At 73.4% G+C, this 25,100-nt stretch carries 20 protein-coding genes and 1 pseudogene; 13 read left to right on the top strand and 8 right to left on the bottom strand.

Annotation, left to right across the window (positions count from 1 at the left end; all coding sequences use genetic code 11):
- Positions 1-93: 93 nt before the first annotated feature.
- Both AB0F04_RS33240 and AB0F04_RS33235 read right to left on the bottom strand, forming a co-directional pair.
- The gene (locus AB0F04_RS33240) at positions 94-876 is read right to left on the bottom strand and encodes an ABC transporter permease (protein WP_362048600.1); all 783 of its coding nucleotides are present in this window, start codon (positions 874-876) and stop codon (positions 94-96) included.
- A complete protein-coding gene (locus AB0F04_RS33235; protein WP_362048597.1) occupies positions 873-1,913 on the bottom strand; it encodes an ATP-binding cassette domain-containing protein in 1,041 nt (346 codons plus the stop codon). The genes AB0F04_RS33240 and AB0F04_RS33235 overlap by 4 nt, the downstream gene beginning before the upstream one ends.
- Positions 1,914-1,976: 63 nt before the next feature.
- On the opposite strand from AB0F04_RS33235, the gene AB0F04_RS33230 reads away from it, so the two are divergent.
- Positions 1,977-2,693 (top strand): TetR/AcrR family transcriptional regulator, encoded by a 717-nt coding sequence (locus tag AB0F04_RS33230; protein WP_362048594.1) that lies wholly within the window; start codon positions 1,977-1,979, stop codon positions 2,691-2,693.
- A gap of 21 nt (positions 2,694-2,714) precedes the next feature.
- Here AB0F04_RS33230 and AB0F04_RS33225 read toward each other — a convergent pair whose 3' ends face one another.
- Genes AB0F04_RS33225 through hmgA form a run of 3 tightly spaced genes read right to left on the bottom strand, consistent with a single transcriptional unit; the run spans position 2,715 to position 6,048 of the window.
- Positions 2,715-3,869: a type ISP restriction/modification enzyme gene (locus AB0F04_RS33225; RefSeq protein ID WP_362048591.1), complete on the bottom strand. Its 1,155-nt coding sequence runs from the start codon at positions 3,867-3,869 to the stop codon at positions 2,715-2,717.
- 26 nt (positions 3,870-3,895) lie between these two features.
- Positions 3,896-4,645 carry a GntR family transcriptional regulator gene (locus AB0F04_RS33220; protein ID WP_362048588.1) on the bottom strand — a complete coding sequence of 250 codons (750 nt, stop codon included), beginning with the start codon at positions 4,643-4,645 and terminating at the stop codon, positions 3,896-3,898.
- Between the two features lie 56 nt (positions 4,646-4,701).
- Entirely contained in the window at positions 4,702-6,048 is a 1,347-nt protein-coding gene (gene hmgA / locus AB0F04_RS33215; RefSeq protein WP_362048585.1) for a homogentisate 1,2-dioxygenase, read from the bottom strand.
- Positions 6,049-6,201: 153 nt separating this feature from the next.
- Between hmgA and AB0F04_RS33210 the strand changes: the two are divergent.
- The 11 genes and pseudogenes from AB0F04_RS33210 to AB0F04_RS33160 form a co-directional block, all read left to right on the top strand.
- Positions 6,202-6,720 (top strand): annotated as a pseudogene (locus AB0F04_RS33210) (hypothetical protein); the annotation flags it as partial.
- 461 nt (positions 6,721-7,181) lie between these two features.
- On the top strand, positions 7,182-7,802 hold the full coding sequence (locus AB0F04_RS33205; protein WP_362048583.1) for a TetR/AcrR family transcriptional regulator: 621 nt from the start codon (positions 7,182-7,184) through the stop codon (positions 7,800-7,802).
- Between the two features lie 93 nt (positions 7,803-7,895).
- Positions 7,896-10,202 (top strand): molybdopterin oxidoreductase family protein, encoded by a 2,307-nt coding sequence (locus tag AB0F04_RS33200; protein WP_362048580.1) that lies wholly within the window; start codon positions 7,896-7,898, stop codon positions 10,200-10,202.
- A 99-nt stretch (positions 10,203-10,301) separates the two neighbouring features.
- Positions 10,302-11,777 (top strand): CitMHS family transporter, encoded by a 1,476-nt coding sequence (locus AB0F04_RS33195; protein WP_362048577.1) that lies wholly within the window; start codon positions 10,302-10,304, stop codon positions 11,775-11,777.
- Positions 11,778-11,800: 23 nt separating this feature from the next.
- Complete coding sequence (locus tag AB0F04_RS33190; protein ID WP_362048739.1) at positions 11,801-13,105, top strand: MFS transporter; 1,305 nt, start codon at positions 11,801-11,803, stop codon at positions 13,103-13,105.
- Positions 13,106-13,205: 100 nt separating this feature from the next.
- Positions 13,206-13,793, top strand: a complete 588-nt coding sequence (locus AB0F04_RS33185; RefSeq protein WP_362048575.1) for a hypothetical protein — start codon at positions 13,206-13,208, stop codon at positions 13,791-13,793.
- Between the two features lie 523 nt (positions 13,794-14,316).
- Positions 14,317-15,405, top strand: a complete 1,089-nt coding sequence (locus AB0F04_RS33180) for a class F sortase (protein WP_362048572.1) — start codon at positions 14,317-14,319, stop codon at positions 15,403-15,405.
- Positions 15,406-15,598: 193 nt separating this feature from the next.
- Complete coding sequence (locus tag AB0F04_RS33175) at positions 15,599-16,933, top strand: ABC transporter ATP-binding protein (protein ID WP_362048569.1); 1,335 nt, start codon at positions 15,599-15,601, stop codon at positions 16,931-16,933.
- A 145-nt stretch (positions 16,934-17,078) separates the two neighbouring features.
- Entirely contained in the window at positions 17,079-18,467 is a 1,389-nt protein-coding gene (locus tag AB0F04_RS33170; RefSeq protein WP_362048566.1) for an aldehyde dehydrogenase family protein, read from the top strand.
- A gap of 20 nt (positions 18,468-18,487) precedes the next feature.
- A complete protein-coding gene (locus AB0F04_RS33165; RefSeq protein ID WP_362048564.1) occupies positions 18,488-19,570 on the top strand; it encodes a Zn-dependent alcohol dehydrogenase in 1,083 nt (360 codons plus the stop codon).
- A 189-nt stretch (positions 19,571-19,759) separates the two neighbouring features.
- Positions 19,760-21,139 carry an MFS transporter gene (locus AB0F04_RS33160; protein WP_362048561.1) on the top strand — a complete coding sequence of 460 codons (1,380 nt, stop codon included), beginning with the start codon at positions 19,760-19,762 and terminating at the stop codon, positions 21,137-21,139.
- Here the strand turns inward: AB0F04_RS33160 and AB0F04_RS33155 are convergent.
- From AB0F04_RS33155 to AB0F04_RS33145, 3 genes are all read right to left on the bottom strand, one after another.
- The gene (locus AB0F04_RS33155; protein WP_362048736.1) at positions 21,128-22,096 is read right to left on the bottom strand and encodes an EamA family transporter; all 969 of its coding nucleotides are present in this window, start codon (positions 22,094-22,096) and stop codon (positions 21,128-21,130) included. The two genes, AB0F04_RS33160 and AB0F04_RS33155, sit on opposite strands and share 12 nt — an antisense overlap.
- A gap of 319 nt (positions 22,097-22,415) precedes the next feature.
- The gene (locus AB0F04_RS33150; protein WP_362048559.1) at positions 22,416-23,126 is read right to left on the bottom strand and encodes a winged helix-turn-helix domain-containing protein; all 711 of its coding nucleotides are present in this window, start codon (positions 23,124-23,126) and stop codon (positions 22,416-22,418) included.
- Positions 23,127-23,173: 47 nt separating this feature from the next.
- Positions 23,174-23,815 carry a TetR/AcrR family transcriptional regulator gene (locus AB0F04_RS33145; RefSeq protein WP_362048557.1) on the bottom strand — a complete coding sequence of 214 codons (642 nt, stop codon included), beginning with the start codon at positions 23,813-23,815 and terminating at the stop codon, positions 23,174-23,176.
- An 82-nt stretch (positions 23,816-23,897) separates the two neighbouring features.
- Here AB0F04_RS33145 and AB0F04_RS33140 point away from each other — a divergent pair, with 82 nt between their 5' ends.
- A complete protein-coding gene (locus AB0F04_RS33140; protein WP_362048554.1) occupies positions 23,898-25,049 on the top strand; it encodes an acyl-CoA dehydrogenase family protein in 1,152 nt (383 codons plus the stop codon).
- Positions 25,050-25,100: the final 51 nt, after the last annotated feature.

The raw sequence follows: 25,100 nt of genomic DNA, 5'->3' as shown, positions 1-25,100 counted from the left end.
CCAGGTGTGGTCCGAGCGCGGCACGCCCCCTGTCGGTGCCTCGTCCCCGCCCGGCAGTGACCGGGGGCGGCGTTCGCGGTCACTGCCGCCCGCTCACTGCTCCCCGTGCGCGTACCGGCGCACGGCCAGCGGCACGAACACCCCCAGCAGCACGGCGCACCACAGGACGGACCCCGCGACGGGGTGGGCCACCGGCCAGGCCGCCCCGTCGGGCACCGGCGCGTTGCCGAAGAGGTCCCGCAGGGCCGTCGCCACCGCGCTGATCGGATTCCACTCGGCGACCGTCCGCAGCCGGCCCGGCAGTCCGTCGGCCGGGATGTACGCGCTGGACAGCAGCGGCAGCAGGAACGTCGCCCCGCCCAGCTGGCCGGCCGCCTCCTCGTCGCGGGTGAGCAGGCCGAGGTAGATCCCGGCCCAGGTGCAGGCGAAGCGGAACAGCATCAGCAGCGCGAGCGCCCCCGCCGCTTCGAGCGCACTCCCCTCGACCCGCCAGCCGACCGCGAGGCCCACGAGCAGGAACGGCACCGTCCCGGCGGCGGTGGCCACCAGGTCCGCGGCGGCCTGCCCCAGCGGTACGGCCGCCCGGCTCACCGGCAGCGTGCGGAAACGGTTCGTCACGCCCCGGTGCGTGTCCTGGGCCGCCTGGAACATGCCCGCCATGAGCCCGCCCGAGGCGGTCGCCACCAGCAGGCCCGGCACCAGGAACGACCGGTACGCCTCGCCCGGCACTGCCAGGGCGCTGCCGAAGACGTAGCCGAAGAACAGCAGCATGCTGATCGGCATGGTCTGAGTGAGGATCAGCAGGCCCGGGTTGTTCCGCAGCCGCAGCAACTGACGGCCCAGCATCGCGATCCCGTCGTACGCCAGCATGCTCATGCGGCACACTCCCTCTCGTCGGTCGTTCCGGTCGTCCCGGTCGTCCCGGTCGTCCCGGTCGTCCCGGTCGTTCCGGTGGTCCCGGTCGTCCCGGTCGTTCCGCGCGGCGCCGTCTCCGTCAGGCGCAAAAACACGTCGTCGAGGGTCGGCGGACGCAGGCTCACGTCGAGCAGTGGCACGCCCGCCGTGTCCAGGGCGCGCACCAGCAGCGGGATCGTGAGCGTCGGGTCCTTGCTGACCGCGCCGACGGCGTTGCGCCCGTGGTCGAACGAGGGCTGCGCGCCCGTCAGCCGGTCGAGCACGGCAGCCGCCTTCGCGAGGGTGTCCGCATCCGGAACGACGACCTCGGCGTGCGCCCCGACCAGCGACTTGAGCTGCGCCGGAGGCCCGGTGTGGGTGACCCGCCCCCGGTCCACCAGGGCGATGTCGTCGGCCAGTTGGTCGGCCTCGTCCAGGTACTGCGTGGTGAGCAGCACGGTCGTGCCCTCGGCGGTCAGGCCGCGCACCACGTCCCGGACGAGGGTGCGGCCGACCGGGTCGAGGCCGGTCGTCGGCTCGTCCAGGAACAGCACGTCGGGGCGGCGGACCAGGCTCGCCGCGAGATCCAGGCGGCGGCGCATGCCGCCGGACCAGGTGGACGCCGGACGGTCGGCGGCCTCGGCCAGACCGAAGCGGTCGAGGAGCTCCGCGGCCCGTCCGGCCGGACCGCGCACCCGGTGCAGCCGGCCGAACAGGTGGAGGTTCTGGCGTCCGGTGAGGTCCCCGTCGATCGAGGTGTCCTGCCCGGTGACGCTGATCCTCCTGCGCACGGCGGCGGCCTCGCGGACGAGGTCGTGCCCCGCGATCCGCGCCGAGCCGGCGTCCGGCCGCAGCAGCGTGGCCAGCAGCCGTACCGCCGTCGTCTTCCCCGCCCCGTTCGGTCCGAGGATCCCGCAGACCGACCCCTCGGGGACCGCCAGGTCCAGCCCGCGCAGGGCACGGACCTCCCCGAAGCGCTTCTCCAGGCCTTCACTAAGTACAGCGTACGTAGAAGTCATGGCGTGACCATAGCGCACTACGTACGGCGTACGTAACTAGGATGGTGGCCGAGGTGATGACCGATGGCGGGCCGAGCGGCCGTACCCGAAGTGATCTGGGCGCGCCCCGAGCGCACCGGCCGTGGGCCGAGACCGGCGTTCACCCGCGCCGACATCGCGGCGGCGGCCGTGCGGATCGCCGACGCGGAGGGGCTGGACGGGGTCACCATGCGGCGCGTCGCCGCGGAACTGGGCTGCGGCACGATGTCGCTCTACAACTACGTCCCCCGCAAGGAGGACCTGTACGAGCTGATGATCGACGCCGTCGGTGCCGAGCACGAGATGTTCGAACCCACGGGCGACTGGCGCGCGGACATGCTGCGCAACGCGGAGGAGACGCGCGCCATCATGCACCGCCACACCTGGGTGCCGCGCCTGATGCCGGGGGTGTTCGGCTTCAGCCCCAACACCCTGCGCTACCTGGAGCACTGCCTGGCCTGCCTCGAACCGCTCGACGTGCCCGCCGGCACCAAGACGGAGCTGGTCGCGCTGCTCAACGGCGTCGTGACGACGTACACCGGGAACGACATCGCCACCGCCGAACGCACCCGCTCCATGCCGTGGACGGCCGAGGAGGAGAACGCCGTCCGCATGGCCTACCTGGGCAGCCAGATCGCCACCGGCGCGTATCCGCGGCTGACCGCGGCCTTCACCGAGCAGAGCGGCCCGGTCGATCTGGAGGCGGTGTTCCGGCGGGCGCTCGAACGCGTCCTGGACGCCTTCGACCCCGAGCCGCGCTAGCGGGCTCGCCCGGGGGCGGCGCTAGAGCAGCGCCAGTTGCCCCTCGGGACCCTCCTCGGGCCCCTCCAGTACCGACGCAGGGCGGCGGGCCCCGTCCGGCACCGGGAGGACGCCCGCCTCGCGCAGCTCCGTCGCCGTGACGGGGTCGGGCACCTCCGGCGGCTCGAGGGGGCGCAGCTCGGCCAGGAGCGCGAGGACGGTGATCAGCTCCAGCAGCTCCGACGTCCAGGTCTGGGGCCAGGTGGCGGGACGGATCGCCGCCAGCGTGCCCGGCTCGGGGGTGGCGACGCGGGTCGCGAACCACTCCTGCAGGACGCGCACCCCGCCCACCTCGAAGTCCCAGGCCTCCGGCGGCACCGGGGAGATACGGCCCTCGTCCAGGAACAGGGCCTCCTCGTCCCGGTCGTAGCGCAGGCCCAGCGGCCGGGAGGGCAGTGGGGCGCGGACGTAGGGGCGGCGGCCGCCGGGGAGTTTCGGGCGATCGCCGTCGCGGCGCATCAGCCACAGCAGCCGGTGCCCCCGTTCGAGGCCCCGTTCCCAGGCGCCGGTGTCGCCGGTGAGCGGGACGGTCAGGCCCGGGCGGGCCGTGGCCGTGATCCAGGCGAGTACGTCCAGCGGCGCCGGGATGCCGCCCAGGCGGGTGCCGAGGTGGTCCAGCAGGCCCGGGGCCAGATTCGGCTCGCGGCCGCCCGGGCGCCGGAACAGCGGGCGGATCCGGCCGGGGCGCACCAGCGGAAGCAGTGAGGTGGCGAGCAGGGGCGGGTCGGCCTCGGGCGTCTCCACCACGAAGACCTGCCGTTCGTCCGCCACCCGCCACAGCTCGGGGCGGGCCGCGTCGATCAGCCGCTGGTCGGGGATGAGCCACTGCTCGTCGTAGGGCGCGAGCAGGACGCGCACCGGCTCCGGGCAGGGCCCGAAGGCCCGCACCAGCTTCTCCGTGCCGCTGCCGGCCCGGCCGGGCAACTGGCCGACCGCCGTGTGCAGCGTGCGCGAACGGGTCGGCTCGAAGAGGGATGCGCGGTCCGGCCCCTCGGCCTTCACCAAGGCGTCCCAGCGGGCCTTCAGGGACGCCGCGTCCGGCGCCGCCGGCCAGCCCCGGCCGAGCCGCGGCGGTGCGACGGACCACGGCATGAGGTCCGCCAGCAGCGGAGCGTCGTCGTGCGTCACGCACGGCATCGTACGACCTGGCGGCGAACGGCGGGTCAGGTGGCGTCCAGGGTCACCGTGAAGGAGAACCGGTCGCCGCGGTAGTGGATGACGGCCACGTCCAAGGGCCGCCCGGCGACGTCGTAGGTCACCCCGGTGTAGTGCAGGATCGGGCTCAACAGGGGGACCTGCAGCAGTTTCGAGGTCTCCGGGTCGGCCAGTCGCGCCTCCACCGTGTCCGTGATGCGGCTGATGTCCACCCCCACCACGTCCCGCAGCACCTTGGTCATGGGCCACCGGACCAGGTCGTCCAGGTCGATCCGCGCGGCCAGTTCGGGGCGGACGTAGTTGCGGGCGTGGTTCGTCGGCTCGCCGGTCTTCTCGTCGCAGCGCAGCCGGTGGTACGTCGCGACCTCCCGTAGGTCCGGGAAGAACTCGGCGAGTTCACCCGGCACGGGCGCGCTGCCGTGGTCGAGCAGTTCCGTCGTCATGCCGGACTGCTGGGCCACGATCGCGTCCACCGAGCCGAGCAGGCGCACCGGCGAACCCCGGCGCGCGTGCGGCTCGATGAACGTGCCCCGCCGGCGGTGGCGCGTGATCAGCCCCTCGTCCTCCAGCTCCTTCAGCGCCTGCCGCATCGTCAGCACGCTCACGCCGTAGTGCCCGGCCAGCTGCTCCTCGGTGGGCAGCCGCAGCGGGTCCTGCGGCGAGCGGCCGAGGATCGAGGCACGCAGCGACTGCGACACCTGGTACCAGAGCGGCAGCTTGCGGTTCAGAACGATCGAGTCCGGGGCGAAGGAGGTCACGGGGTCATCCGTACCGGTAGGAAATGATCAGTGCAAGGGGCTTCCGTCGGCAGCCCCTAGGGGCGGAAGTGCCGTTCCAGGCCCTGCCAGACGTCGTCGTAGCGCTGCTGGAGGTGTTCCGCGCGGGCCGCGTGCGGGGTGAGGGTGATCGGCCAGCGCGTCTCGAACATGAACGCCAGGCCGTCGTCGACCTTCTGCGGCCGCAGCTCGGCGGCGCTCGCGCGGTCGAAGGTCTCCCGGTCCGGGCCGTGCGCCGACATCATGTTGTGCAGCGACCCGCCGCCCGGCACGAACCCCTCCGCCTTGGCGTCGTAGGCGCCTTCGATCAGGCCCATGTACTCGCTCATCACGTTCCGGTGGAAGTACGGCGGCCGGAAGGTGTCCTCGCCGACGAGCCAGCGCGGCGCGAACACCACGAAGTCGGCCCCCGCGAGGCCCGGGGTGTCGGACGGGGACGTCAGCACCGTGAAGATCGACGGATCCGGGTGGTCGTAGGTGATGGTGCCGAGCGCGTTGAAGCGGCGCAGGTCGTAGACGTACGGCACGTGGTTGCCGTGCCAGGCGACCACGTCGAGGGGGGAGTGGTCGTAGGTGGCGGTCCACAGGTTGCCGCAGAACTTGTTCACCACCTCCACCGGGCCCTCGACGTCCTCGTAGGCGGCGACGGGCGCCCGGAAGTCGCGGGCGTTGGCGAGCCCGTTGGCGCCGATCGGACCCAGGTCGGGGAGGCGGAAGGGGGCGCCGTAGTTCTCGCACACATAGCCGCGGGCGGACTCGTCAAGGAGCTCCACACGGAAGCGGACCCCCCGCGGGATCAGCGCCACATGGCCCGGCTCCGCATGCAGCAGACCGAACTCCGTGCGCAGCAGCAGCCCGCCGCGCTCCGGGACGATCAGCAGTTCGCCGTCGGCGTCGCCGAACACCCGGTCCATCGAGGCGTTGGCGCTGTAGAGGTGCACGGCGACGCCGGTGCGCTGGGTGGCGTCGCCGTTGCCGCCCAGGGTCCACAGGCCCGCCAGGAAGTCCGTCTCGGGTGCCGGGTCGGGCAGCGGGTTCCAGCGCAGCCGGTTGGGGTCGGGCACGGTCTGGGTGAAGGGGGCGGTGCGGACCGTGCCGCTGTGGGTCCGGGTGAACGCCGGGTGCGCGGCCGACGGACGGATCCGGTACAGCCACGAGCGGCGGTTGTGGGCCCGCGGCTCGGTGAACGCCGTGCCGCTCAGCTGCTCCGCGTAGAGCCCGAGGGGAGCCCGCTGGGGCGAGTTGCGGCCCTCGGGCAGTGCGCCCGGGACGGCCTCCGAGCTGTGCTCGTTGCCGAAGCCGGAGAGGTAGGCCAGCCCTTCGGCGGTCTTCCGCGCTCCCCCGTGCTCGAACGCGCTCGCGCGGGTGGTTCCCCCATCGCCCATGATCGCTGCTCCCTTGCGGTCTGATTCCTATGGAGAACCGTAGGATTGCGTTGTCAGCGACGCAAGAGGGCGCGCCCCCTCCTCTTCACGGATGACCGGAACCCGACTTGAGAATGATCCGCGGGAGCGGACGTGTGTTCTACGCTCCCGAACATGTCGTGGACACGGAGACTTTGCGCCGCGCTCGCGGGCTGTGTCCTCCTCCTGGCCGGGTCCGCGGGCTGCGGCACCGGTGACGCCCGGGAGGGCGGTGCGTCGTCCGCACCGGTCGGCAAGATCCTCGAGGGCCGGGACCAGGACGGGCAGCCCCTGCGCGAGGTGGAACCCGAGGGCGCCCCCGATGTCGGGATCGAGGTGCAGCCCGACGCGGCCGGTGGCTGGGACGTACGCCTGACCGTGCGGAACTTCCGTTTCTCGCCGGCCGGCGCCGCGGCCCGCGCGGTGGCCGGGCGCGGCCTCGCGCGTCTCTTCGTCGACGGCCGCCCCGTGACCCGGCTCCGCACCTCCACCTACCGGCTGGACGCCCGCCTCGTGCCGCGCGGCACGCATCACGTCACGGCTCGTCTCCAAGCCGATGACGGCACCGTGTGGGCGGTGGACGGCAAACCCGTGGAGAGCACGGCCGACATCACCGCCTCGGAGCCTGGCCCGGGAGCGACGCCGGACGGCGCCTCCCGGCGCAAGGCCCGGACCCAGGGCGCGGACACCGGCCGCGGATCAGCGGACGGCGAGGGAGTGCCGTCCGCGGGCCTCGGCACGCCGGACGCCGCACGAGAGGCGGCCGGGGGGCGGGGTGCATCTGGTCGCGGGCGAGAGGCGGCCGGGGCGCGGGGTGCATCCGGTCGCGGGCGAGAGGCGGCCGGGGGGCGGGGTGCATCCGGTCGCGGGCGAGAGGCGGCCGGGGTGCGGGGTGCATCCGGTCGCGGGCGAGAGGCGGCCGGGGTGCGGGGTGCATCTGGCAGCGGGCGAGAGGCGGCCGGGGTGCGGGGTGCATCTGGCAGCGGGCGAGAGGCGGCCGGGGGGCGGGGTGCATCTGGCAGCGGGCGAGAGGCGGCCGGGGCGCGGACTTCATCCGGTCGCGAGCGACCGGCGGCCGGGGGCCGAGGTTCACCGGACCGCGGCCGAGAGGCATCATGAAGCCCGTGCCCCACGCGACATCGCTCCGGCGCGCGCCCGTGCAGCGGCGCAGTGCCGAACGCCTGACCAGGATCCTCGACGCCTGTGCCGACCTGCTCGACGAGGTGGGCTACGACGCCCTGAGCACCCGTGCCGTCGCCCAGCGGGCGTCGGTCCCGATCGGCTCGGTCTACCGCTTCTTCGGCAACAAGCGCCAGATGGTCGACGCCCTGGCCCAGCGCAACCTCGAGCGGTACTCCGAGCGCGTCACGCAGCGCCTGCGGGACGCCGGCGACGAGGGTGGCTGGCGCACGGCCATGGACGCCGTGCTCGACGAGTACCTGGACATGAAGCGCACTGCGCCCGGCTTCTCCCTCGTCGACTTCGGCAACCAGATCCCGGTCGGCGCCCGCCAGGCCGAACCCAACCACCGTGTCGCCGACCGCCTCACCGAACTCCTCTCCGGCTACCTCGACCGCGAACCCGACGACGATCTGCGGCGCGTCTTCCTCATAGCGGTGGAGACCGCGGACACCCTCGTCCACCTGGCGTTCCGGGTCGCACCGGAGGGGGATCAGCGGATCATCGACGAGGCACGGGAGATGCTGCGGGCCTATCTCGCCCGGGTGCTCGACTGAAGCCGATCCCGTCAGGGCCTCCCCACCGTTCATACCGGTCGGTATGCTCGGCCGCGTCCGCGCGTCACCGTAGCCGCCGTCCCGGGAGGACCCGTGTCCCGCACCGCCCTGCGTATCTGCCCCCTGTGCGAGGCCACCTGCGGCCTGACCCTCACCATCGAGGGCACGCGCGTCACCCACGCCCGCGGTGACCGCGACGACGTCTTCAGCCAGGGGTTCATCTGCCCCAAGGGCGCCTCCTTCGGCGCGGTCGACTCCGACCCCGACCGGCTGCGCACGCCGCTCGTGCGCCGGGACGGGGAGCTGTGCGAGGCCACCTGGGAGGAGGCCTTCGACGCGGTGGCGGCCGGCATCCGGCCCGTCGTGGAGCACCACGGCCCGAACTCCGTCGGGGTCGTGCTCGGCAACCCCAACGTGCACACCATGGCCGGCGCCCTCTACCCGCCCGTCCTGCTCGCCGGGCTCGGCACCCGCAGCGTCTTCACCGCCTCCACGGTCGACCAGATGCCCAAGCACGTCTCCAGCGGACTCCTCTTCGGCGACGCGAACGCCATCCCGGTGCCCGACCTCGACCACACCGGCCACCTGCTCCTGATCGGCGCCAACCCCCTGGAGTCCAACGGCAGTCTGTGCACCGCCGCCGACTTCCCCGGCAAGCTGAAGGCGCTCAAGGCCCGCGGCGGCACCCTCGTCGTGATCGACCCGCGGCGTACCCGCACCGCCAAACTCGCCGACCGGCACGTCGCCGTCCGGCCCGGCACCGACGCGCTGCTGCTGGCCGCGATGGCGCGGGTGCTCCTCGACGAGGGCCTCGTCGACCCCACTCCGCACGTGCAGGGCATCGAGGAACTGGACGCGGAACTGGCGGAGTTCACCCCCGAGGCCGTCGCCGAGGCCTGTGACGTCGAGGCCGGGGTCATCCGCACCCTCGCCCGCGACCTGGCCGCCGCCCCGACCGCCGCCGTCTACGGCCGCATCGGCAGCTGCACCGTCCCGCACGGCACTCTCGCCAGCTGGCTCGTCGACGTCCTGAACCTCCTCACCGGCAACCTCGACCGGCCCGGCGGCGCGCTCTTCCCGCAGGCCGCCACCGACAAGACCCCGCGCCCCGCCGGGCCCGGCCGCGGCTTCGCCCTCGGGCGCTGGCACTCCCGGGTGAGCGGACACCCCGAGGCCAAGGGCGAGCTGCCCCTGTCGGCCCTCGCGGAGGAGATCGACACCCTCACCGAGGAGGGTGAGCCGGTACGCGCGCTGATCGCCGTGGCCGCCAACCCCGTGCTGTCCGCGCCCGACGGCGACCGGCTCGACAAGGCGCTCGACTCGCTCGACTTCATGGTCAGCGTCGACCCGTACCTCAACGAGACCTCCCGCCACGCCGACGTGGTCCTGCCCCCGCCCCCGCCCGCCCAGAGCCCCCACCACGACTTCGCCTTCAACACCCTCGCCGTGCGCAACCAGGTCCGCTACACCCGCCCGGCGATCCCCCTGGAGCCGGGCCGCATGGCGGAGACGGAGATCCTGGCACGGCTGATCCTCGCCGTCACGGATTGGGGTCTCCCCTGCTCGAGCGAAGCCGAGAGCTCGGGGAAGCACGGGGCCGATCCGGCGGCCGTCGACCAGATGGTCATCGACCAGACCCTCGGCAAGGCGGTCGAGGAACCGCACTCGCCCGTATACGACGGTGACCCGCGCGAGCTCGCCGGCCGGCTCACCGGCGACACCGGCCCGGAGCGACGGCTGGACATGATGCTGCGCCTCGGCCCCTACGGCGACGGCTTCGGCGTACGGCCGGACGGACTCAGCCTGGAGAAGCTGCTCGCCCACCCGCACGGCATCGACCTCGGCCCGCTGCGGCCCCGACTTCCGCAGCCCCTGAAGACCCGCAGCGGCCGGGTGGAGCTGCTCCCCGGCCCGATCGCGGGCGACCTGCCCCGGCTGCGCGCCGCCCTGGCCGAACGCCCCGAAGGGCTCGTCCTGGTCGGCCGGCGCCATCTGCGCTCGAACAACAGCTGGATGCACAACGTGCCCGCCCTCACCGGCGGCTCCAACCGCTGCACCCTGCACATGCATCCCGAGGACGCCGAGCGGCTGGGCGTCGAGGACGGGGCGGCCGTGCGCGTGAAGGGCGCCGGGGGAGAGGTCGTCGCGCCCGCCGAGGTCACGGACGCGGTCCGCCCGGGCGTGGTGAGCCTGCCGCACGGCTGGGGGCACGACCGTCCCGGCACCCGCCTCGGCCACGCCTCCAAGAACCCCGGCGTCAACGTCAACCAGCTCCTCGACGGCCGCCTCCTCGACCCGCTGTCGGGCAACGCGGTTCTCAACGGCGTGCCCGTCGAGGTCGCCCCCGCGAGCCCCGCCGAATGTGCCTCCGTGACCGAAAAGCTCAACGCTCTGACCTGAGCAAAGCTGTGACCAGCAGTTTTGCGCTTATTGCTCGCACGTCAACGTCTTGTTAACGCTGCTTTGCGGGACCTAACGTCGCGGGAACCGCCGGCCCTGGTGGGATGTTCAAGGGCGAACGTTAGGTATCCACTCATGCTGACCATCCTCGGCTTCGCCATGATCGCGACCTTCCTGGTCCTGATCATGATGAAGAAGATGTCGCCGATCGCGGCGCTCGTGCTGATTCCCGCGCTGTTCTGCGTGTTCGTCGGCAAGGGCGCCAAGCTCGGCGACTACGTCCTCGACGGCGTGACCGACCTCGCCCCCACCGCGGCGATGCTCATGTTCGCGATCGTCTACTTCGGCGTGATGATCGATGTCGGTCTCTTCGACCCGATCGTCCGCGGAATCCTCAAATTCTGTAAGGCCGACCCGATGCGGATCGTCGTCGGCACCGCCGTGCTCGCCGCCATCGTGTCGCTGGACGGCGACGGCTCGACCACCTTCATGATCACCGTCTCGGCGATGTACCCGCTGTACAAGCGCCTGAAGATGAGCCTGGTCGTGATGACCGGTGTGGCCGCCATGGCCAACGGCGTGATGAACACTCTCCCCTGGGGCGGCCCGACCGCCCGCGCCGCGACCGCGCTGAAGGTCGACGCCAGCGACATCTTCGTCCCGATGATCCCGGCGCTCCTGGTGGGCCTGGCCTTCGTCTTCGTCCTGTCCTACGTGCTGGGCGTGCGCGAGCGCCGGCGGCTCGGCGTGCTGACGCTGGACGACGTGCTGGAGGAGGAGAAGGAGAGCGAGACGGTCCTCGTCGGCTCCGGCGCCTCCGGCGGCGGCAAGGTCTCGATGCGCAAGGGCGGCACGGCCGCCGCGGGCTCCGGCACGGACGCCCCCGAGGGCGCCACGGGCTCCGCCGCCACCGCCTCCGGTGACGACGGCGCCTTCCAGGGCCTCGACCCGAACCGGCCCACCCTGCGCCCCAAGCTGTACTGGTTCAACGCGCTGCTCACGGTCGGCCTGCTCACCGCCATGATCATGGAGTGGCTGCCGATCCCGGTGCTGTTCCTGATCGGTGCCGCGCTCGTCCTCTCCGTGAACTTCCCGCACATCCCCGACCAGAAGGCCCGCCTGGCCGCCCACGCCGACAACGTCCTGAACGTCTCCGGCATGGTCTTCGCCGCCGCCGTCTTCACCGGCGTCCTCCAGGGCACCGGCATGGTCGACCACATGGCCAAGTGGATGGTGGACGTCATCCCCGGCAGCATGGGCCCGCACATGGCCCTCGTCACCGGCATCCTGAGCCTGCCGCTCACCTACTTCATGTCGAACGACGGCTTCTACTTCGGTGTCCTGCCCGTCCTCGCCGAGGCGGGTGCCGCGCACGGGGTCACCCCGCTGGAGATGGCCCGCGCCTCGCTGGTCGGCCAGCCGCTGCACATGTCCAGCCCGCTCGTCCCCGCCGTCTACGTCCTGGTCGGCATGGCCAAGGTCGAGTTCGGCGACCACACCAGGTTCGTCGTGAAGTGGGCCGCCCTCACCTGCCTGGTCATCCTCGGCGCGGGCATGCTGTTCGGGATCATCTGAACCACTCCATGGAGGACGTCATCGTGAGGCCCGGTGGGAACCGCGGCTGGCTGCTCCGCCTCGTCATCGCCTTCAGCTTCGCGCAGGGGGCGGTGTCGATGGCCCGGCCCGCCGTCTCCTACCGGGCCCTCGCGCTGGGCGCGGACGAGCGCGCCGTCGGTGTCATCGCCGGTGTGTACGCGCTGCTGCCCCTCTTCGCCGCCGTGCCCCTGGGCCGCCGCATTGACCACGGCCGCTGCGCGCCCCTGCTGCCGGTCGGTGTGGTGCTGATCGCCGGCGGCTGCGCCCTCAGCGGCGTGGCCGGCTCCCTGTGGACGATGGCCCTGTGGAGCGGGGTGATGGGCCTCGGGCACCTGTGCTTCGTCATCGGCTCGCAGTCCCTGGTCGCCCGCCAGTCCGCACCGCACGAGCAGGACCGCAACTTCGGCCACTTCACCATCGGCGCCGCCCTCGGCCAGCTGGTCGGCCCCATCGCCGCGGGCGCGCTGATCGGCGGCGGGGACATGGCGGGCAGCAGCGCGCTCGCCCTCATCGCGGCGGGTGCGACCGCGGCGGTGGCGTTCGGCTCGCTGTGGCGCATCGAGCATCGTCGCACGGCGTCCTCGTCCGCCGCGGGCAAGGGGCCCCGGGTCCCGGTCCGCGGCATCCTGCGCACCCGCGGGGTGCCCGCGGGCATCCTCATCAGCCTCGCCGTGCTGTCCGCGACCGACATCCTGACCGCCTACCTGCCGGTGGTCGGCGAGCACCGGGGCATCGCGCCGTCCGTGATCGGCGTCCTGCTCAGTCTGCGCGCCGCGGCGACGATCGCCTGCCGTCTGGTGCTGACGCCCCTGCTGCGGCTGCTCGGCCGGCCCCTGCTGCTGACGCTCACCTGTCTGCTGGCGGCCCTGCTGTGCACGGGGATCGCCCTGCCGGTGCCGGTGTGGGCGCTCGGACTGCTGCTGGCCGCGCTCGGCTTCTGCCTGGGGGTCGGTCAGCCGCTGTCCATGACGACGGTCGTCCAGGCCGCCCCCGACGACGCCCGTTCCACGGCCCTGGCCCTGCGCCTGACCGGCAACCGGCTGGGCCAGGTCGCCGCGCCCGCCGCGGCCGGACTGATCGCCGGAGGCGCGGGTGTGGCGGCGCCGTTCGTGATGCTGGGGGTGCTGTTGCTGTTGTCCTCCGGGGTCGCCGTGCGGTCGCCGCGGGAGCCGGACGAGCCGGACGAGCCGGCCGGCCGGGACGCGCCGGACGGGGCGGAGGAGCCGGAGAAAGCGGGCGATGAGGGCCGTGGGGTGCGGAGGGGTCTCGGGGGCGGGACGCCGCTGCGCCGGAAGAGCGATATCTGACGCGTCGTAGGGCGGTGCTGCGGCCCTTTCGGCGGTGAGGTACCAGAAAGTCAGGTGACGAGGTGTTTGTATGAAAATCATCTGACTTGGAGGCATGTTCATGCCCGTCGTACCCCTCGCGCGCCGCGCCGGTACCCGCACGGCCGTCCTCGCCGCCCTCACTCTCGCAGGGACCACCCTGAGCGGGGTGTCCGCCGTCGCCGCTCCCATCCCGGGGGACAACGGAGACGTCAAGATCCACGCCAGCACGACGGCCGCGGTCAATCAGCGCAACGACCCGAAGGTCTGCGACTTCTACCTCGCCGCGTTCAACTTCGACGCGGGTGAGCAGATCAACTGGACGATCCAGACCCAGCCCGAGGTCCCGGGCGGCGCCACGCGCACCGGCAGCTTCGTCGCCGACCCGACCGGTATGGGCCGTACCGAGGCCGTCAATCTGCCCAACGGGCAGTACAAGCTGACGTGGCTCACCGACCAGGCCCACGGTGCCGGCAAGTTCAAGGTGTTCAAGGTCGACTGCCCCACCTCCAAGCCGACGACGCCGGTCGGCGGTCCGCCCGCGGGCGGCGGCGGCATCGCCCGCAGCGAGGCCTTCACGCCGGTCACCGGCGCGGCCGCGGTCGGCCTGGCCGCCGTCGCCGGGACGGTCTGGTTCCGGCTCCGTCGGCGCCCCGATGGCGCCGCGTAGGCCGCGTTCCGCGGAGGGCCCCGGCCGGCCGGTGCGGGGCGGTGGCGCGCTCGGGCGGCCCGATGCCGGGGCGGTGAGACGCCGAGGAGGCGGCGCCGGTTCCGGTGCCGCCCCGGCGGACCGGCGGAGGGCTGGTTCCGGTTTCGTCGACGTGCCGTCGGGGCGGCGTGGGGGTGGTGCCGGGCCCGGGGCGGCTCCCGGGGACCGGCGGGGCGCGGGCTCCGGTCTCGGAACCCGGCCCGGCTCCGGGCCCGCCGGCGCTCAGGTCGTCCGGCGCGGGGGCGGGGCGGGGCCCGCCCGAGTGCCGTCGGGGCGGCGGGGGACCGGCCCTGACGATGTCCGGCAGTTCCGCCGTGGGGCCGGGCCCGGTGCGGCTCGGGTGGTCCGGCGTGGGCCGGGGACCGGCGCCGGCCCGGCGGGGCGGGACGCCGCGCCCGTCGGCGTGCCCCGGGGGTGGCCCCGGCGGCGCGCGCGCAGGCCCTGGTACCGGACGCGTGGCTACCGGCTGACGCGGACGATCGTGATGGCCGTCTCGCTGTTGGTGGTGGCCGGAGTCTGCTGGGACCGGGGCGAAGAGCCCGGAGCGACGACGGCCACGGCCCTGCAGCCGGACTTCACCACGGCCGCCCACCCGTCCGGCTCCGGATCAGGGACGGCCGAACAGGCGTCGGGCGAGGGTGAGGGCACCGGTACGGGCACGAACACAGGCCCGGGCGCGAACGCCCGCCCGACCGGCGCCGGGCCGGGCAGAACCGCCCTGCCCGGCGCCCCCGGTACGGGCACGACCGTCCTGCCTGGCACCCCCGGCCCGGAGAAGACTGCCCTGCCCGGCACCCCGGGCGCGGGCAGGACCGTCCTGCCCGGCACCCCAAGCACAGGCAAGAGCGCCCTGCCCAGAGCCCCAGGCTCCGCTGCCCTCCCCGCCGGCCCCACCAAGCACGCCCCCGGGTCCCGCGCCCCCGGGCCCCGCACTCCCGGCTCCGCCGCCCCTGGTGCCCGTGTCCCGGGTGCCTCCACCCCCGGGCCCCGCGGCGACAAACCCGCCGAGCCCGCCAGGCCCCCGGGCCGCACCGCGACCACAACGCAGCGCCCTGCCGTCAGGCCCCCCGCCCCCGCGGCCCGCAAGCCCCGCCCGCCCGCCGGCCTCCGCCCCCTGGCCCGTTCCCGGGCCACTCGCCTCCTCATCCCCTACCTCGGCGTCGACGCCCCGGTCATGGACCTCGGCCTCGACCGCGACCGCCGCCTCACCGCCCCGCCGGACGACGACCCCGAGCTGGTCGGCTGGTACCGGCACGGCGCCTCACCGGGCGAACAGGGCACCGCCGTGGCCGTCGGGCATCTGGACACCGACAGCGGGCCCGCCGTCTTCGCGGGGCTGACCGAACTGAAGCGGGGCCGGATCGTCGAGGCCCGGCGCTCCGACGGGCGGACCGCCGTCTACCGGGTCGACAGGATCAAGTCGTACGACAAGGCGCGCTTCCCGAGCCAGGAGGTGTACGGCGCCCGGGGCCGCCCCGAGCTGCGGCTGATCACCTGCGGCGGCACCTACGACCGAAGGAAGGGCTATTCCGGGAACCTGGTCGTCTTCGCCCATCTCACCGGCATCCGCTGACCCGGCCCGCCGCCCGACGACCGGGACGGGCCGTCCGCCTTCTCACCAGATGGACCGAAGCCCCCGATCTCGCCCGATGTCTTCCCCCGGCCGGGCACATTCCGTTAACTTCCGTGACCCACAGCCCCGTACGACCCGCACGGGGCTTCCGACCGCGGAGCACCATCGCCCGGATGACCCCTCGGGGGCCCTCATGACACGCGCCATCTCCCTGCACGATGTGAGCAAGGCCTACCCGCGGGGCCCGCGCGCGGTGGACCGGCTGACGCTGGACATCACGCCCGGCGAGTTCCTCGTGCTGCTCGGCCCGTCCGGCTGCGGCAAGTCGACCGTCCTCAGGATGATCGCCGGGCTGGAGGAGATCGACGAGGGCCGGCTGCTGCTCGACGGCCAGTACGCCAACGACCTGCCGCCGTCCGGCCGGGACATGGCGATGGTCTTCCAGAACTTCGCCCTCTACCCGAACATGACCAGCCGCGACAACATCGGCTTCCCGCTGCGCTTCGAGTCCCCGGGAGTGGATCATCGCGCCCGGGTGGACGCCACCGCCCGCATGCTCGGCATCGAGGACCTCCTCGACCGCCTGCCCGGGCAGCTGTCCGGCGGCGAACGGCAGCGGGTCGCGATGGGCCGGGCCATCTCCCGCCACCCCTCCGCCTTCCTGATGGACGAGCCGCTGTCCAACCTCGACGCCAAGCTCCGCACCCACCTTCGGGCCGAGATATCCCGGCTCACCAAAAAGCTGGGCGTCACGACGATCTACGTCACCCACGACCAGGCCGAGGCCATGTCGCTCGGCGACCGCGTCGCCGTGCTGCGCGGCGGTGTGCTGCAGCAGGTCGACAGCCCCCGCGTGGTCTACGCGCTGCCCGGCAACGTCTTCGTCGCCGCGTTCATCGGCACCCCGCGCATCAACCTGCTGCGCGGCCTGGTGCGCGCTCCGCTCGACGGGGCGATGACCATCAGCCTGGGCAAGCAGTTCCTGCGGCTGCCGGAGCCGCTCTCCCTCGACCATCAGCTGCTGCGCGTCCAGCAGGGCCGCGAGGTCATCGTCGGCCTGCGCTCGGAGGCAGTCCGGATCGCCCACCACAGCGCCGCCCGGCCCGGCGAGGTGCCGATCACCGGCCTGGTCGAGCACGTGGAGTTCCAGGGGCACGAGATCCTCGTCCACTTCAACACCGGCTCCACCCCCGCCGTCGTGGCCGAACTGGAGGCCGCGCGCCCCCGTCCCGGCCGCCCCGCCCGACGGCGCCGCGACGGCTCGGTCCTCACCCGGCTGCGGGAGCGGTCCGGCGCAGGACGGGCCGGATCCGTGATCACCGTGGACCACTCCGAGGACTCACCCGGCACCGCGACCGCCGACGCCCGCCTGCCCGGCGACCTCATCGTCCGCACCACACCGGATCTGGCCCTGCGCCACGGCATGCAGGTGCCGCTCCTGGTGGACCTCGCCCACCTCTTCGTCTTCGACCGGCACGGCGACCGCATCTGCCCGCATCCCGCGCGGCAGCCCGACCTGGGGGAGTGAGGAGCCACACCTTCGGAGGGGACCCGCGCCGTGCTGTGATGGCCTGCGGCATCCCGGTCCCGCCACACCGGGACGTCTGGCGTCAAAAAACTATCGCCGCTAGTTTATGTGGCGGACGACGACGCCCCGCCCCGGAGGAAGCGCGATGAAGGCACACGACGGCATGTACATCGACGGCGCCTGGCGCCCCGCCGCCGGCCAGGACGTGATCGAGGTCGTGAACCCGGTCGACGGGCAGGTCATCGGAACCGTCCCCGCGGGCACCGCCGAGGACGTCGACACCGCCGTACGGGCCGCCCGCGCCGCTCTTCCGCGCTGGGCCGCGACCCCGCCGGCCGAGCGGGCGGCGCGGCTCTCCGCCCTCCGCGATGTGCTCGCGGCCCGCGCGGACGAGATCGCCGAGACCGTCACGGCCGAGCTGGGCTCGCCGCTGAAGTTCTCGCAGGCCGTCCACGCGGGCGTGCCGATCGCGGTGGCGGGCTCGTACGCGGAGCTGGCGGCGACGTACGCCTTCGAGGAGAAGACCGGCAACTCGGTGGTGCACCAGGAGCCGGTCGGTGTCGTGGCCGCGATCACGCCCTGGAACTACCCGCTGCATCAGATCGTCGCCAAGGTCGCCCCGGCCCTCGCGGCGGGCTGCACGGTGGTGGTGAAGCCCGCCGAGGACACCCCGCTGGTGGCCCGGCTCTTCGCCGACGCCGTGCACGAGGCGGGCGTCCCGGCGGGCGTCTTCAACCTGATCACCGGCCTCGGCCCGGTCGCGGGGCAGGCCCTCGCCGAGCACCCGGGCGTCGACCTGGTCTCCTTCACCGGCTCCACCGCCGTGGGCCGGCAGATCGCCGCGATCGCCGCCGGGCAGATCAAGAAGGTCGCCCTCGAACTCGGCGGCAAGTCCGCCAACGTCATCCTCCCGAGCGCCGACCTGGCCAAGGCGGTCAACGTCGGGGTCGCCAACGTCATGTCCAACTCCGGGCAGACGTGCAGCGCCTGGACCCGCATGCTCGTCCACCGCGACCAGTACGACGAAGCCGTCGAGCTGGCCGCGGCCGCCGCCGCCAAGTACGGCGACCGCATCGGCCCCGTCGTCAACGCCAAGCAGCAGGAACGGGTCCGCGGTTACATCGAGAAGGGCGTCGCGGAGGGTGCCCGCCTGGTCGCCGGCGGCCCCGAGGCGCCGCGCGCGGAGGGGTACTTCGTCAGCCCGACCGTCTTCGCCGACGTCACCGAGGACATGACCATCGCGCAGGAGGAGATCTTCGGCCCGGTCCTGTCGATCCTGCGGTACGAGGACGAGGAGGACGCCCTGCGCATCGCCAACGGCACCGTCTACGGCCTGGCCGGCGCCGTCTGGGCCGGGGACGAGGCCGAGGCGGTGGCCTTCGCACGCCGCATGGAGACCGGCCAGGTCGACATCAACGGCGGCCGCTTCAACCCCCTCGCCCCGTTCGGCGGCTACAAGCAGTCCGGCGTGGGCCGCGAACTCGGCGTGCACGGCCTGGCCGAGTACCTCCAGACCAAGTCCCTCCAGTTCTAGTCCAGGGGAGTCCCTCCGTCATGGCTGTCCGCGCCGCCGTCCTGCCCGCCGTCGGCTCCCCGCTGGAGATCACCGGCATCGAACTTCCCGACCCCGGGCCCGGCCAGGTCCGGGTCCGGCTCGCCGCCGCCGGGGTGTGCCACTCCGACCTGTCCCTGTCGGACGGCACCATGCGCCTGCCCGTCCCGGCCGTCCTCGGGCACGAGGGCGCCGGCACGGTCGTCGCCGTCGGCGAGGGGGTCGGCCACGTCTCGCCCGGCGACGGGGTCGTCCTCAACTGGGCCCCGTCCTGCGGTGCCTGCCACGCCTGCTCCCTGGGCGAGGTGTGGCTGTGCGCCAACGCCCTCAGCGGCGCCGCCGACGTCTACGCCCGCACCACCGAGGGCACCGACCTCCACCCCGGCCTGAACGTCGCCGCGTTCGCCGAGGAGACGGTCGTCTCCGCGTCCTGCGTGCTGCCCGTGCCGGACGGTGTCCCGCTCACCGACGCCGCCCTCCTCGGCTGCGCCGTCCTCACCGGCTACGGAGCCGTCCACCACGCGGCCCGGGTCCGCCAGGGCGAGACGGTCGCGGTGTTCGGCGTCGGGGGAGTGGGCCTCGCCGCCCTCCAGGCGGCCCGGATCGCGGGCGCGTCGAAGATCGTCGCGGTGGACGTGTCGCCCGGGAAGGAGGACCTGGCCAGGGCGGCCGGCGCCACCGACTACGTCGTCGCCTCCGAGACCACCGCCCGCGAGATCCGCGGTCTCACCGGCAAGCAGGGCGTCGACGTCGCCGTCGAGTGCGCGGGCCGCGCGGTCAGCATCCGCACGGCCTGGGACTCCACCCGGCGCGGCGGCCGCACCACGGTCGTCGGCATCGGCGGCAAGGACCAGCAGGTCACGTTCAACGCCCTGGAGATCTTCCACTGGGGCCGCACCCTCTCCGGCTGCGTCTACGGCAACTCCGACCCGGCGAAAGACCTCCCGGTCCTGGCCGGGCACATCAGGGCCGGCCGCCTCGACCTGAGCGCGCTGGTCACGGAACGCATCCGCCTGGACGGCATTCCGGCGGCCTTCGAGAACATGCTGGCGGGCAAGGGCGGCCGGGCCCTGGTCGTCTTCTAGCCCGGCTCCGGCGTACCCCGGCCTCCTCGCGAGGCCGGGGTCCTCGGCGTGCCCGGCCCGTGATCGATGCCAAGTACAGGTAAAAGTCCTGGTGCACGACCCGTTGACGTCCATACCGTCCGGTCAGTACGTTCCCCGGAACTCGAGCCACCCCCCGTTCCGTCCCCGCACCCCCGGAGCGTGCACCGCATGGACACGGCACCTTCCGCTCAGCCCGTCACCACCACGCCCGCCGTCGGCAACCGACGCCGGGTGGCCACCGCGGCGGCGCTCGCCTCGGCCGTCGAGTGGTACGACTACTTCGTCTTCGGCATCGCCGCCGCCCTCGTGCTCGGCGACCTCTACTTCCCCGCCGGCAGCGCCACGGCAGGCGTCCTCGCCTCGTTCGCGACCTTCGCCGTGGGCTTCCTCGCCCGGCCCATCGGCGGCATCGTCGCCGGCCACCTCGGCGACAAGCGCGGCCGCAAGCCGATGCTGGTCCTCGCCCTGACCCTGATGGGCGTGGCCACGACCGCCATCGGCCTGCTGCCGACGTACGACACGATCGGCGTGGCCGCGCCGATCCTGCTCGTCCTGCTCCGGGTCGCGCAGGGCGTCGCCGTCGGCGCCCAGTGGGGCGGCGCGATGCTCCTGGCCACCGAGTACGCCCCGGAGGGCAAGCGCGGTGTCTACGGCAGTTTCGTCCAGCTCGGCGTCCCCATCGGCGTGGTCACCGCCAACACCGTCTTCCTGCTGGCCGGCGCGCTCACCAGCGACTCGGCGTTCGCGGCCTGGGGCTGGCGGGTGCCGTTCCTGGTCGGCCTGCTGGTCCTCGGCCTCGCCTGGTACATCCACACGCGCGTCGAGGAGACCCCGGCGTTCCGGGAGGCCGAACGGGCGCTCGCCGAGAAGGAGAAGTCCGAGCAGAGCTCGCCGCTGCGCACGATCCTGCGCGGCCACCTGGGCACGGTGTTCCTGGCCGGCGGCTCCTTCGCCGTGAACACCGCCACCTTCTACATCCTCATCACCGGCGTCCTCGACTACACGACCCGGGAACTGGACATGAAGAAGGGCCCGGTGCTCATGGTCTCGCTCTGCGTCAGCCTCACCCAGCTCGTGCTGATCCCGGCCGCCGCGGCCCTCTCCGACCGCGTGGGCCGTATCCGGATCTACGCCTTCGGGGCCGTCGGCATCGCCCTGTGGGCCGTACCGCTCTTCCTGCTGATCGACACCGGCTCGCTGCTGTGGCTCGCGGTCGGCACGTTCGTCGCCAGCTGCTTCCTGAGCATCATGTACGGCCCCCAGGCCGCCCTGTTCGCCGAGCTGTTCACGCCCGAGATGCGCTACACCGGCGCCTCCCTCGGCTACCAGATCGCAGCCGTGGCGGGCGGCGGCCTCGCGCCCTTCGTGATGGTGCTGCTGCTGGAGGCGACCGGCACCTCGATGGCCGTGTCCGGCTACATCGTCGTGCTCTCGGTGATCGCCCTGGTGTCGATCAAGATCCTCGCGGACCGGGCGCGCGCGGCCGAGGCTCAGGCCGCGCCGGAGACGAAGGCCGAGCCGGAGGCCAAGGCCGAGTCAGCGGGCTGAGTCCCGGGTCTCCTCGGGCCGTGGTTCCGGCGCCGCCGCCGGAACCACTGCCCGGGCCGCCGCCCGCGACCGCGACCGCGACACCGCCACACCCGCAAGGCACAGCACACCGCCGACCAGCGTGAGCAGCCCCGGCACCTCGCCCAGGAACAGCCAGGACATCAGCACGACCAGGGCGGGCGCCGCGTACGTCGTCGCGCCCATCCGGCTCGCGGTCGTCCGGGACAGGGCGTACGCCCAGGTCGTGAAGGCGAGGGCGGTCGGGAAGACGCCCAGATACACCATGTTGAGCGTCGCGGTGGCGGGCGCCGCGGCGGCCTCCCGCACGAGCTGCCCGGCGAACGGCAGGCACAGCACCGCGCCGACCAGGCACCCGAACGTCGTCACCTGCAACGGGCTCGCCGTGCCCAGCGCCGGCTTCTGCGCCACGACACCGGCGGCGTACGTGATCGCCGCCAGCAGGCACAGCACCACCCCGAGCACCGAGGAACCGCCCTCGCCCGACATCGACAGACCCACCGTCACGGCACCGGCGAACGACACGGCCATCCCTGCCAGCAGCCGCGGCGGCATCGGGTCGCCGAGCAGCCGGGCACCGAGCAGCGCGATGAGGATCGGCCCGGTGTTCACGACCAGGGCGGCCGTGCCCGCGTCGACCTGCTGCTCGCCCCAGTTCAGGACGACCATGTAGCAGCCGAACCACAGCACGCCCGATAGCGCGATCCCGCGCCAGGCCGAGCGGGGCGGCAGGCCCTCCCGCCGCAGCAGGCAGATCACCCCCAGCGTCAGCGCCCCGGCCAGCAACCGCCCGAGCGCGAGCGCGCCCGGTGCATACGCGTCACCCGCGCTGCGGATCGAGACGAAGGCGGAGGCCCACAGCACGACGGTCACGGCGGCCGCACCGGCGGCGAGCAGATCCGCGCGGCGGGCGGGTCGGGACGGGGAGGAGTTCGACATCACGCTCCAGAGGCTAGGAGGGGGAGGGGCCCGAAGGCTCGCGGATTTCGGACGGGGCACCGTGCCCGGGCCGGAAGGCGCCGTGCGCGATCGAAGAGGTGCCGGGCCGGATGGGGCGTCGTGCGGTCGGAGGGGGTGCCGGCGGGACGGGGCGTGGTGCGCGGTTACCGCAGCGCAGCGCCGCCGCGGGGTCGACCGGCGATTTTTTTCACGCCGTCGGGTACCCCAGTGGGTACCGACCTGTACGCCCAGCAGACCGAGAGAGCCCGTTCGCCGGCCGCCGTCACCTGCCGCGACAGGTCCGGACCGGCTTCGGGTCTCAGCGCAGCGCCGTCGCCGCCACGCCCAGGAGATCGAAGAGGGCGCGTTCACCGGCCGCCGTCACCTTCACGGCCCGCTCCGAGCCGATGCGCACGCACCACCCCGCTTCCAGGGCGTGCCGGCACAGCGCCGCGCCCGCCAGGCCCGCGAGATGGGGGCGGCGCTCGGTCCAGTCCAGACAGCCCCGGGCCAGCGGCCTCCGGCCCCGGCGTTCCAGGCCGATCCCGGCCGAGCCGAACCACGCCACCCCCGCGTCGGTGAGCGCGAACCCCGCTTCCTGCTCCAGCAGGCCGCGTGCCGTCAGCGCGTCGGTGACCGCGATGCCGAGCCGCCCGGCGAGATGGTCGTAGCAGGTGCGGCCCCGGGCCATCGCCGAGCCGGCGCTCGACTCCCGCAGGGTGCGCGGCCGTACGGCCGCGTCCGGCGCGACCTGTGCGGCCAGGTCCTCCAGCAGCTGCGCGACCCGCGCGTCGGCCAGCCGGACGTACCGGTGCCGGCCCTGCCGTTCCTCGGCGAGCAGTCCGCCCGCGACGAGCCGGCCCAGGTGCTCGCTCAGCGTCGACGCGGCGACTCCCGCGTGCCGCGCCAGTTCACTCGCGGTCCAGGCCCGTCCGTCGAGCAGCGCCAGCAGGCACGCGGCCCGGGTCTCGTCCGCGAACAGCGCGGCGAGCCGTGCCAGGGCCGTCGCCCGCGGGTCCCTCGTGGTCATGCCCTCCAGCATGGAACACGAACGGTTCGGCGGGCGCCGAAGTGTCGCTACGCCGTGCGCCGCACCTGTTCGTACTGCCGCGCCAGCCCGTCCAGCAGGGCCCTCAGCCCGGTCTCGAATGCCCTCTCGTCGATCTTCTCCTGCCGCTCGGAGAGGAGGTGGGCCTGCTGCAGGTGGGGGTAGTCGGCGGGGTCGTAGGCGCTCGCGTCGTCCACGAAGCCCCCGGCGAAGGAGCCGAGCGCGGAGCCCATCACGAAGTAGCGCATCAGCGCGCCGATGGAGGTGGCCTGCGCGGGCGGCCAGCCGGCGGCGACCATGGCGCCGTAGACGGCGTCCGCGAGGCGCAGCCCGGCCGGGCGGCGGCCCGGGCCGCGGGCCAGCACCGGGACGATGTTCGGGTGGTCGCGCAGCGCGGCCCGGTAGGAGACGGCCCAGTCGTGCAGCGCGGTCCGCCAGTCCCTGCCGTCCTGGAACATCGACAGGTCCACCTGGCCGCTCACCGAGTCGGCGACCGCCTCCAGGATCTCGTCCTTGGTGCGGAAGTGGTTGTACAGCGAGGGCCCGCTGACCCCCAGTTCTGCGGCGAGCCGCCGCGTGGAGACGGCGGCCAGCCCCTCGGCGTCCACGAGCGCGCGGGCCGTCTCGACGATCCGGTCGGTGCTGAGCAGGGGCTTGCGCGGTCGGGCCATGGCGCACATAGTAGGGCTGCACCGAGAAACTAGCAGTGCTAATTTAAATCGATACTTACGGCGTGCGGTGGGGTGACTCGTGGTGAATCTGGAGCTCAGCGAGGAGCAGAGCGCGGTCCGGCGGCTCGCGCGGGACTTCGTGGAGCGCGAGATCACCCCGCACGTCGCCGCCTGGGACCGCGCCGAGCAGGTCGACCGGGGCATCGTCGAGAAGCTCGGTGACATCGGCTTCCTGGGCCTGACGATCGACGAGGAGTACGGCGGCTCCGGCGGCGACCACCTCGCGTACTGCCTGGTCACGGAGGAGCTGGGCCGGGGCGACTCGTCCGTGCGCGGCATCGTCTCCGTCTCCCTGGGGCTCGTCGCCAAGACCGTCGCCGCCTTCGGGAGCGAGGAGCAGAAGCGGCGCTGGCTGCCCGGGCTGACCTCCGGTGCGTCGATCGGCTGCTTCGGCCTCACCGAACCCGGCACGGGCTCGGACGCGGGCAGTCTCGTGACCCGGGCCGCGCGGGACGGCGACGACTACGTCCTGAGCGGCACCAAGATGTTCATCACCAACGGCACCTGGGCCGACGTCGTCCTGCTCTTCGCCCGCTCCACGGACGCCCCCGGCCACAAGGGCGTCTCCGCCTTCCTCGTCCCCACCGACACCCCCGGACTGACCCGCCGCACCCTTCACGGCAAGCTCGGGCTGCGCGGCCAGGCCACCGCCGAACTCGTCCTGGAGGACGTGCGCGTACCCGCCTCCGCCCTGCTCGGGGAGGAGGGCAAGGGCTTCTCGATCGCCATGTCGGCCCTCGCCAAGGGCCGGATGTCCGTCGCCGCGGGCTGCGTCGGCATCGCCCAGGCCGCCCTCGACGAAGCCGTGCGATACGCGGGGGAGCGGGAGCAGTTCGGCAGGACCATCGCCCACCACCAGCTCGTCCAGGAGCTGCTCAGCGACATCGCCCTCGACGTCGACGCCGCCCGGCTGCTGACCTGGCGGGTCGCCGACCTGATCGACCGGGGGCGGCCGTTCGCCGTGGAGTCGTCCAAGGCCAAACTGTTCGCCTCGGAGGCCGCCGTCCGCGCCGCGAACAACGCGCTCCAGGTCTTCGGCGGCTACGGCTACATCGACGAGTACCCGGTGGGCAAGCTCCTGCGGGACGCCCGCGTGATGACCCTCTACGAGGGCACGAGTCAGATCCAGAAGCTGGTCATCGGGCGGGCGCTGACGGGCGTCTCGGCGTTCTGAGTACGTCTCTGAGTACTTCGGCGGATGTGGCGCGGGCCACGTCCGCCGATG

Source organism: Streptomyces sp. NPDC029041, from assembly GCF_040637515.1.
Classification (GTDB): domain Bacteria; phylum Actinomycetota; class Actinomycetes; order Streptomycetales; family Streptomycetaceae; genus Streptomyces.
Note: the sequence above shows the minus strand (reverse complement) of the source record. Positions and strands in the feature narration are given on the sequence as shown.

What these genes read in the sequence shown, in the direction of transcription:
- AB0F04_RS33240 (WP_362048600.1), bottom strand. Translation starts at nt 876, where the DNA reads ATGAGCATGCTGGCGTACGACGGGATCGCGATGCTGGGCCGTCAGTTG.
- AB0F04_RS33235 (WP_362048597.1), bottom strand. Translation starts at nt 1,913, where the DNA reads ATGACTTCTACGTACGCTGTACTTAGTGAAGGCCTGGAGAAGCGCTTC.
- AB0F04_RS33230 (WP_362048594.1), top strand. Translation starts at nt 1,977, where the DNA reads ATGGCGGGCCGAGCGGCCGTACCCGAAGTGATCTGGGCGCGCCCCGAG.
- AB0F04_RS33225 (WP_362048591.1), bottom strand. Translation starts at nt 3,869, where the DNA reads ATGCCGTGCGTGACGCACGACGACGCTCCGCTGCTGGCGGACCTCATG.
- hmgA (WP_362048585.1), bottom strand. Translation starts at nt 6,048, where the DNA reads ATGGGCGATGGGGGAACCACCCGCGCGAGCGCGTTCGAGCACGGGGGA.
- AB0F04_RS33205 (WP_362048583.1), top strand. Translation starts at nt 7,182, where the DNA reads ATGAAGCCCGTGCCCCACGCGACATCGCTCCGGCGCGCGCCCGTGCAG.
- AB0F04_RS33185 (WP_362048575.1), top strand. Translation starts at nt 13,206, where the DNA reads ATGCCCGTCGTACCCCTCGCGCGCCGCGCCGGTACCCGCACGGCCGTC.
- AB0F04_RS33180 (WP_362048572.1), top strand. Translation starts at nt 14,317, where the DNA reads ATGGCCGTCTCGCTGTTGGTGGTGGCCGGAGTCTGCTGGGACCGGGGC.
- AB0F04_RS33175 (WP_362048569.1), top strand. Translation starts at nt 15,599, where the DNA reads ATGACACGCGCCATCTCCCTGCACGATGTGAGCAAGGCCTACCCGCGG.
- AB0F04_RS33170 (WP_362048566.1), top strand. Translation starts at nt 17,079, where the DNA reads ATGAAGGCACACGACGGCATGTACATCGACGGCGCCTGGCGCCCCGCC.
- AB0F04_RS33165 (WP_362048564.1), top strand. Translation starts at nt 18,488, where the DNA reads ATGGCTGTCCGCGCCGCCGTCCTGCCCGCCGTCGGCTCCCCGCTGGAG.
- AB0F04_RS33160 (WP_362048561.1), top strand. Translation starts at nt 19,760, where the DNA reads ATGGACACGGCACCTTCCGCTCAGCCCGTCACCACCACGCCCGCCGTC.
- AB0F04_RS33155 (WP_362048736.1), bottom strand. Translation starts at nt 22,096, where the DNA reads ATGTCGAACTCCTCCCCGTCCCGACCCGCCCGCCGCGCGGATCTGCTC.
- AB0F04_RS33150 (WP_362048559.1), bottom strand. Translation starts at nt 23,126, where the DNA reads ATGACCACGAGGGACCCGCGGGCGACGGCCCTGGCACGGCTCGCCGCG.
- AB0F04_RS33145 (WP_362048557.1), bottom strand. Translation starts at nt 23,815, where the DNA reads ATGGCCCGACCGCGCAAGCCCCTGCTCAGCACCGACCGGATCGTCGAG.